The sequence below is a fragment of the Microbacterium sp. zg.Y909 genome (assembly GCF_024626565.1).
Genome location: NZ_JANJFJ010000228.1, coordinates 1 through 7,059 on the forward strand (window position 1 = coordinate 1; position 7,059 = coordinate 7,059).

General features: G+C 68.1%; 11 protein-coding genes and 1 tRNA gene. 5 read left to right on the top strand and 7 right to left on the bottom strand.

From position 1 onward, the window contains the following. Positions 1 to 281 precede the first annotated feature (281 nt). Positions 282 to 578 carry a hypothetical protein gene (locus NQ160_RS15350; RefSeq protein ID WP_257516053.1) on the top strand — a complete coding sequence of 99 codons (297 nt, stop codon included), beginning with the start codon at positions 282 to 284 and terminating at the stop codon, positions 576 to 578. 15 nt (positions 579 to 593) lie between these two features. Here the strand turns inward: NQ160_RS15350 and NQ160_RS15355 are convergent, their stop codons facing one another. From NQ160_RS15355 to NQ160_RS15370, 4 genes are read right to left on the bottom strand one after another with little or no spacing between them, the layout of a single operon-like run. Next, positions 594 to 998 carry an arsenate reductase ArsC gene (locus NQ160_RS15355; RefSeq protein WP_257516054.1) on the bottom strand — a complete coding sequence of 135 codons (405 nt, stop codon included), beginning with the start codon at positions 996 to 998 and terminating at the stop codon, positions 594 to 596. A 51-nt stretch (positions 999 to 1,049) separates the two neighbouring features. After that, positions 1,050 to 2,153: an ACR3 family arsenite efflux transporter gene (arsB, locus tag NQ160_RS15360; protein ID WP_257516055.1), complete on the bottom strand. Its 1,104-nt coding sequence runs from the start codon at positions 2,151 to 2,153 to the stop codon at positions 1,050 to 1,052. Further along, a complete protein-coding gene (locus NQ160_RS15365) occupies positions 2,150 to 2,497 on the bottom strand; it encodes a hypothetical protein (protein ID WP_257516056.1) in 348 nt (115 codons plus the stop codon). The genes arsB and NQ160_RS15365 overlap by 4 nt, the downstream gene beginning before the upstream one ends. Continuing rightward, complete coding sequence (locus tag NQ160_RS15370; protein WP_257516057.1) at positions 2,494 to 3,810, bottom strand: NAD(P)-binding domain-containing protein; 1,317 nt, start codon at positions 3,808 to 3,810, stop codon at positions 2,494 to 2,496. The genes NQ160_RS15365 and NQ160_RS15370 overlap by 4 nt, the downstream gene beginning before the upstream one ends. Before the next feature lie 82 nt (positions 3,811 to 3,892). Between NQ160_RS15370 and NQ160_RS15375 the strand changes: the two genes are divergently transcribed. Both NQ160_RS15375 and NQ160_RS15380 read left to right on the top strand, forming a co-directional pair. Further along, positions 3,893 to 4,279 carry an ArsR/SmtB family transcription factor gene (locus NQ160_RS15375; RefSeq protein ID WP_257516058.1) on the top strand — a complete coding sequence of 129 codons (387 nt, stop codon included), beginning with the start codon at positions 3,893 to 3,895 and terminating at the stop codon, positions 4,277 to 4,279. Positions 4,280 to 4,330: 51 nt separating this feature from the next. Further along, positions 4,331 to 4,573 carry a hypothetical protein gene (locus tag NQ160_RS15380; protein ID WP_257516059.1) on the top strand — a complete coding sequence of 81 codons (243 nt, stop codon included), beginning with the start codon at positions 4,331 to 4,333 and terminating at the stop codon, positions 4,571 to 4,573. 44 nt (positions 4,574 to 4,617) lie between these two features. On the opposite strand, the gene NQ160_RS15385 is transcribed toward NQ160_RS15380, so the two are convergent. Next, positions 4,618 to 4,782, bottom strand: coding sequence for a hypothetical protein (locus NQ160_RS15385; RefSeq protein ID WP_257516060.1), 165 nt, complete (start codon positions 4,780 to 4,782; stop codon positions 4,618 to 4,620). 196 nt (positions 4,783 to 4,978) lie between these two features. Here NQ160_RS15385 and NQ160_RS15390 point away from each other — a divergent pair, with 196 nt between their 5' ends. After that, positions 4,979 to 5,215, top strand: a complete 237-nt coding sequence (locus NQ160_RS15390; protein ID WP_257516061.1) for a hypothetical protein — start codon at positions 4,979 to 4,981, stop codon at positions 5,213 to 5,215. Between the two features lie 51 nt (positions 5,216 to 5,266). On the opposite strand, the gene NQ160_RS15395 is transcribed toward NQ160_RS15390, so the two are convergent. Next, positions 5,267 to 5,342: transfer RNA gene (locus tag NQ160_RS15395), tRNA-Thr, on the bottom strand. A 90-nt stretch (positions 5,343 to 5,432) separates the two neighbouring features. After that, positions 5,433 to 6,404, bottom strand: a complete 972-nt coding sequence (locus NQ160_RS15400) for a DsbA family protein (RefSeq protein ID WP_257516062.1) — start codon at positions 6,402 to 6,404, stop codon at positions 5,433 to 5,435. Positions 6,405 to 6,605: 201 nt separating this feature from the next. Here NQ160_RS15400 and NQ160_RS15405 point away from each other — a divergent pair. Next, on the top strand, positions 6,606 to 7,059 hold a 454-nt coding region (locus NQ160_RS15405), incomplete at its 3' end, for an ABC transporter ATP-binding protein (RefSeq protein WP_257516063.1).

Consider the following 7,059-nt stretch of genomic DNA (forward strand, 5'->3'; position numbering starts at 1 on the left):
ACGACCTTTGGGCGGCGGTCAACGGACCGGAAGTCCGTCATGAGTCCGAGGCGAGCCCCCCGGAGGTTCTCGCGGATTTGCGGACGCAGCTGAAGCGTCTTCTCGGGCCGCTGGCATGATCACAGCATGGGCCGCGATGGACCTGGCCGGGGCGTTCCGCCTCGGCGACGGCATCGATGCCGGGTTCGAGTACGGCCTCTCACTGCTGCAAGTGGCATTGACCGCGTGAGCTAGATCGGTCCCGACACACGGCAGACGCCGCGACGCCCCACAATGGGGGCGTGGAAACCGAACCCCTCATCGATGCCGTCGACTTCGCATCCGACGAGCCGACGTTCCGCGTGCGCTTCTGGCGACGACCGAGCCGTGCCGGGTGGGCGTGGAGCACCGAGGACTGGCTTCTCACCAGGGCCGAGGACGTGGCCGAGGCACAGGGCTGGGCGCGAGCGCGTCTGCACGACGGAGACCGCTTCGAGATGCACGTGGTCACCGCCGACGGGCAACACATCCGCGTGTTCGGGTCCCCACCGGAGGACACCTTTACCACCGTCGAGGTTCTGCTCGCGACCGAGGAGTGACGCCGCCCAGCGGGCTCAGACCAGCTCGCTCACCAGCTGCTCGATCCGCGTGCGGATCTCGTCGCGGATCGGACGCACCGACTCGATGCCCTGGCCGGCGGGGTCCTCGAGCCTCCAGTCCTCGTATCGTTTGCCGGGGAAGATCGGGCAGGCATCCCCGCATCCCATCGTGATGACGACGTCGGATGCCTGCACCGCCTCAGTGGTGAGCACCTTGGGCTCTTCGGCGGTGATGTCGATGCCCACCTCCGCCATCGCCTCGACGGCGATCGGGTTGATCTGCTCGGCGGGCATGGACCCGGCGGAGCGCACCTCGATGCGGTCGCCGGCGATGTCACGGAGGAACCCGGCTGCCATCTGGGATCGGCCGGCGTTGTGGACGCAGACGAAAAGGACGGACGGCGTGGTGTGGGTGGTCATGGTGATTCCCGGTGAGAGATAGCGGTCAGGTCAGGTGGTCGGCGACGACGATCACGGGGTCACCCGTTCGCCGGTCACCGGGTCGGTGCGGAACCAGGCGCGCGCCGCCCACAGCGAGACGTACACCAGCCCGACGAGCACGGGGACCTCGATCAGCGGGCCGACGACACCGGCGAGGGCCTGGCCGGAGGCGGCGCCGAACGCGCCGATGGCAACGGCGATGGCGAGCTCGAAGTTGTTGCCGGCCGCCGTGAACGCCAGGGTGGACGAGCGGGCGTAGGTGAGGCCCAGGGCCTTGCCGGTGAACAGCCCGGCGAACCACATAACCGCGAAATACACCAGCAATGGCAGCGCGATGCGGGCGACATCGCCGGGGCGGGCGATCACCTGCTCCCCCTGCAGGGCGAACAGCAGCACGATGGTGAACAGCAGGCCGTACAGGGCCCAGGGTCCCACACGCGGCAGGAAGGTGCGCTCGTACCACTCCCGCCCCTTGCGGCGCTCACCGATGAGGCGCGATGCGAATCCTGCGACGAGGGGGATGCCGAGGAAGATCAGCACGTTCAGGGCGATCTGCCCGACCGAGATCTCCAGCCCCTGCGTATCCAGCCCCAGCCAGCCGGGCAGGACCGTCAGGTAGAACCAGCCGAGCAGCGAGAACGCGACGACCTGGAACACCGAGTTGATGGCCACGAGCACGGCGGCCGCCTCGCGGTCGCCGCACGCCAAGTCGTTCCAGATGACGACCATGGCGATGCACCGCGCGAGGCCGACGATGATGAGCCCCGTCCGATACTCGGGGAGGTTCGGGAGGAACACCCAGGCGAGGGCGAACATCAGCGCGGGACCGGCGATCCAGTTGAGCACCAGCGACGAGACAAGCAGCTTCTTGTCGCCGGTGACGGCGGCGATCTTGTCGTAGCGGACCTTCGCGAGCACCGGGTACATCATCACCAGCAACCCGACCGCGATCGGGATGGAGAGCCCGCCCACTTCGAGCGTGACCAGCAGATCCGAGACGGCGGGCACGAACTGACCGAGCAGCAGGCCGGCGACCATGGCCAGACCGATCCACAGCGGCAGCCACCGGTCGAGCGTCGACAGGCGACGCGTGGGCGACGGAGCGGTCGCGGAGGTGCTCGTCGCGGCGGTCATGCGGGTGGCACCTCGCGCGACGCGGCATCCTGATTCGACATGCGTCCATCGTGACAGTTCTCAAACCAGGCGCCGTCGACCAGGGACCGTCCCGCCGGCGTGGCGACGTATCCGTCGCCGTGACGGCGTATCCACCCGAGGTTCTCCAACCGCCACACGACCTGCGACGCCATGCGGGGCAGCCCGTCCTTCTGGCGCTCGGACATCGACGGCTGCGCCGCCGCCCACTCCACCGCGATCTCGTCGACGGTGATCGGTCCGCACGCGGCGATGATCTGCAGCACGCGCCGGCGCACGCCGGTGAGATGCCGGCGGACGTGGGTCTGTTCTGACGGACGGGTCACGAGCAGCAGCCGCCGCCGGAGGTCTGATCGGTGGAGCAGACGCCGGTTGGGGGCAGCACCAGCTTCACCTGAGTGGCGGCGGCGGTGTCGCCCGCGAGCCACGCGACGACCGAGCGCACCTGCTCATATCCGGTGGCCAGCAGGAACGTCGGCGCACGGCCGTAGGACTTCATCCCGACGATGAAGAACCCCGGCTCGGGGTGGGTGAGCTCATGGAACCCGTGCGGCTCCACCGTGCCGCACGAGTGCCGATTCGGGTCGATGAGCGGCGCCAGCCGTCGCGGTGCCTCGACGATGTCGTCCAGCTCCAGCCGGATCTCGCGCAGCATGTCCAGATCGGGCTGGAACCCGGTCGCGTTGACCACGACGTCCGTGTCGTGCGTGGCGATCTCACCGCGCCGCCGCCCGACCAGCTGCAGCCCTTCGCCGTCTCGCTGTGCCCTGATGATCTCGAAGCCCTGCACGAGGGAGATGTCTCCGCGGCGCACGGCCTCGTCGACACGCACGCCGAGGTCGGAGCGGCCGGTGAGCTCGTCGTCCGGCGAGGACGAGACGCGCTCGGCCCGCTCGTTTCGGATCAGCCAGGACACTGAGGTTCCCGCCTCCTCCCGCGCCAGAGCGACGAGGGCCAGGAGGGTGTTCGCTGCGGAATGACCCGCCCCCACGACCGTGACGCGCTTGCCGGCGAAGCGCTCCCGATCGCGACCGAGCACATCCGGAAGAGCGGGAGCCACCCGGTCGGCGATGTCGGCCATCCCGAGCAGCTCCAGGCCATTGGACGACAGCGAGCGGGGGTTCGTGTAGGTCCCCGAGGCGTCGATCACCGCCCGCGCCGAGATCTCCTCCTCCTGCCCATCGCCCACGCGCGCACGCACGACGAACGGCGTAGCCGCACGCCCCCGGGTGCGGGTGCGGTCCATCCCCTCGCGGGACACACCGATCACCTCGGCGCCGGTGCGGATGCGGGAGGCGATCTCGTCGAGCCCGGCGAGCGGCGCGACATAGAGATCCACGAGTTCCCCGCCGGTCGGCGCCTGCTCGGGAGACGGCAGCTGCCAGCCTCGCGGCTCGAGCAGGCGGCGGGCGGCGGGGTCCACCAGGTGCTTCCACGGCGAGAACAGCCGGGTGTGCCCCCACTGCCGCACGCTGTGCGCGGGTGCGTCGCCCGCCTCGAGCACGATGAAATCCATGCCTCGCTCGACCAGGTTCGCCGCAGCGGCCAGGCCGATGGGACCAGCTCCGATGATCACGACGGGCAGCGAGGTGAGCTTCTCGCTCGTCGCGGCACGGGGCGTCAGGTCCAGCAGTGTCACGGGTTACCTCCGGGCATCGACAACAGTCGATATAGTCCTAACCGACATATCGATGCTTGTCAATATTTGCTAGTGTCGATGCATGGCCACCGCCCTCGACGCATCCGAAGTCAGTGCTCCGTGCTGCGCGGCCACCCTGTCGCGTGAGCCGATCTCGGCAGCCGAGGCAGAGCGCCTGGCGACCATGATGAAGGCCTTGGCCGACCCGGCTCGACTGCGGCTGCTGTCGATCGTCGCGGCATCCGAGGGTGGCGAAGCCTGCGTCTGCGACCTCATCGAGCCCCTCGGGCTCAGCCAGCCCACGGTGTCGCACCACCTGAAGGTGCTCACCGCGGCGGGCTTTCTCAGCCGCAGCAAGCGGGGCACGTGGGCATACTTCTCGCTTGTTCCCGGTTCGCTCGAGCGCGTGGCAGAGGTCTTCGCCGCGGGCGGTCGAGCTGGCGGCGGCAGACGTCCACCGCACGGTTGAGGGGCATTCAAGCACCTCGGCCGGATGGAGGGCTGCGCTACGTTCGTGACCATGACAGAGCGCGGGGCGGCACGACTGATCACGGCGGGCGTGATCGCAGCCTCACTGGGATTCGTCGTCGCTCTGGTTTTCGTGTTCCAGCCATGGCGCGCATGCGATAACGAGGACGTCGCCATCGCCTGCACTGCGCTCCCCCAAGACACGGCCATGACGATCGCGGGGATCGTCGTCTTGGTCGCGGGCATCGTCGCCATCTTCTGTGGAGCGCTCGCGCACAGGGTGGCCACGAAGTAGCGCGACTTGTCCGTGGGCCGATGTCTGCCGTGGCCTATGGAGAATCAGCCTCTCCGGTTGTGGCGCTTTCTCCGCACAGCGATGACTACGCCGATGATCGCCGGAAGCACGAGCAGAGGCCAGATCAGCTCGATGTTGATCACCACGAGGAACATCACGCATACACCGACAATCACGCATTTGACCTTGACCGGGTAGGGCAGCCACACCCAGCAATCCTTGATGTCGCGTCCTACCCTGGCGCCCAACCTACGAAGCATCCCCACCCTCTGCCTTCCGCCGACTGCTGCTCTCGCTGTCTCTCTCGAACGTATAGGGCAATACGCGGCCACCTTGCGGGGCTGCGACGCATTGCCGGCCTCACCGCGCCGGTAACTGCGGCAGTTGATCAGTCTGGGCGCTGACGTGAACGCGGTGGACGACGCGAACCGGCTTGTTTTCACCGAGGTCATACAGATGAAGCTCGCCGACGCGGATCTTCAACCCGTATACGAATTGTGGTTTGAACAGCCGCATCTCGACTTCACGACCAAGTCTGTCGATGGCCTGTCACCGCTGCGTGCAGCCGAGCAGCGGCCGTTTCGGGCATCGATTCTGCAAAGGATGAGGGCATATCTCGCAGAGCACTCCCAAAGCACCTGAGGAACTCCGGCGCTTGCATCTCAGTTCTGCCAACAGCCCGGAGGTGGAGTGTGGTGCCGGCTACAGGACTTGAACCTGCAACCCCCGTATTACAAGTACGGTGCGCTACCAATTGCGCCAAGCCGGCTGGTGCCCTGCTCCGCGAGGAGCGATGGGCCACACAAGTCTAGAGCGTCACGACGCGGCATCCTCGCGCCGACGACGTGCCGCTGCCGGCCTACGGGGTGGGCGTCGGGGTGGGCGCCGGCGCGGGAGACGGCGAGCCCTGGTAGTACGCGTCACTCGCGAGCGTCATGACGAACTGGGCGAATTCCGCCGGGTCGTCGAGTGCGCCGACGTACGGCTCGCCGTTGACGAGCACGGTGGGCGTGCCGGTGAGGGCGAGGTTGTCGGTGCCCGGAATGCGCTTCAGCGCACCATCGGTGGCTTCGCGCACCCACGAGGCGAAGCGCCCCTCTTCGATGCACGCGCGCACGTCCTTCGGCGCGTCCACGCCCGATGCCTGAGCCAGGTCGGCAAGCTCCTCATCGGACATGCCGGCGTCGTCCACGCCCGGCTGCTTGGAGAGCAGCTCGTTGGTGTAGGAGAAGAAGGCCTCTTGCGAGTGCGTCGCCACGCACGCCGCTGCACTGGCGGCGCGGAGGGAGTACTTGGTGCCGTTGGACTTCGCGCTCAGCATCGCCACCGGATGGTACGTGAGGCTCGCAGAGCCGTCTTCGACCCACGCGGCCAGCTGCGCCATGTTGGCCATCTGGAAGGTGCGCGACCCCTCGGACAGGTAGTCGACGTAGACCCGAATGTCGACGGCGGCGTCGCCCTCGGCCGGGGCGGTCGCTCCGGGGGTGGCTGCCGGGGCGGCGGGCTCGGCCGGCTGCGCCGTGGCCTCTGCGGCCGCGGCATCGGTGTCCTGCACCTGCGCCGTGCCGATGGCTCCCGCCACCGACGAGATCGCGAATCCATTGTCGGTGACGTTCTCGGGCGCCGCCTGCGGCTTCGACGCGTCGGACGAGAAGGCCCACACGAGGGAGACGGAGATGACGGCAATCAGCGCGAGACCCACCGCGGCCATCAGCGATCGCTGCACGATCCTCATGCGCGCCTGCCGCGCCCGCACCTGCTGCGCCTTTTCGCGCACCGCTTCGCGGGCGTCGCGCCGGGCGGGGGCGTTCGAGGATTCGTCGCTGGACATGGAGACCTTCTAAAAGAATGCGGCCGGGTGTCCGGCTGATGCCGCTCGGGGTGCGCGGCTGGTCCGATGCTAGTCAGAGTGCCTGGGAAAAACCCAGACGTGGCATACTGAACGCACGCCCGATGACGGGCGCGCGGGCATCCCCCCGCTCATTCACTACGGATCGTCCGGCACGTACCTGCCGGTGAAGGAGAAGAGACCATGGCGTCCGTCACATTCGACAACGCAACGCGTCTGTACCCCGGGGGCACGCGCCCCGCTGTGGACAAGCTCAACCTCGAGGTCGCCGACGGCGAGTTCCTCGTTCTCGTCGGCCCGTCGGGCTGTGGCAAGTCCACGTCACTGCGCATGCTGGCCGGCCTCGAAGAGGTCAACTCCGGCCGCATCCTCATCGGCGACCGGGACGTCACCGACGTGCCGCCGAAGGACCGCGACATCGCGATGGTGTTCCAGAACTACGCGCTGTACCCGCACATGACGGTCGCCGAGAACATGGGCTTCGCCCTGAAGATCGCCGGCGTCGGCAAGGAAGAGCGCGCCGCCCGCGTGCTCGAGGCCGCCAAGCTGCTCGACCTCGAGGAGTACCTGACCCGCAAGCCGAAGGCACTCTCGGGTGGTCAGCGTCAGCGTGTCGCCATGGGCCGCGCCATCGTGC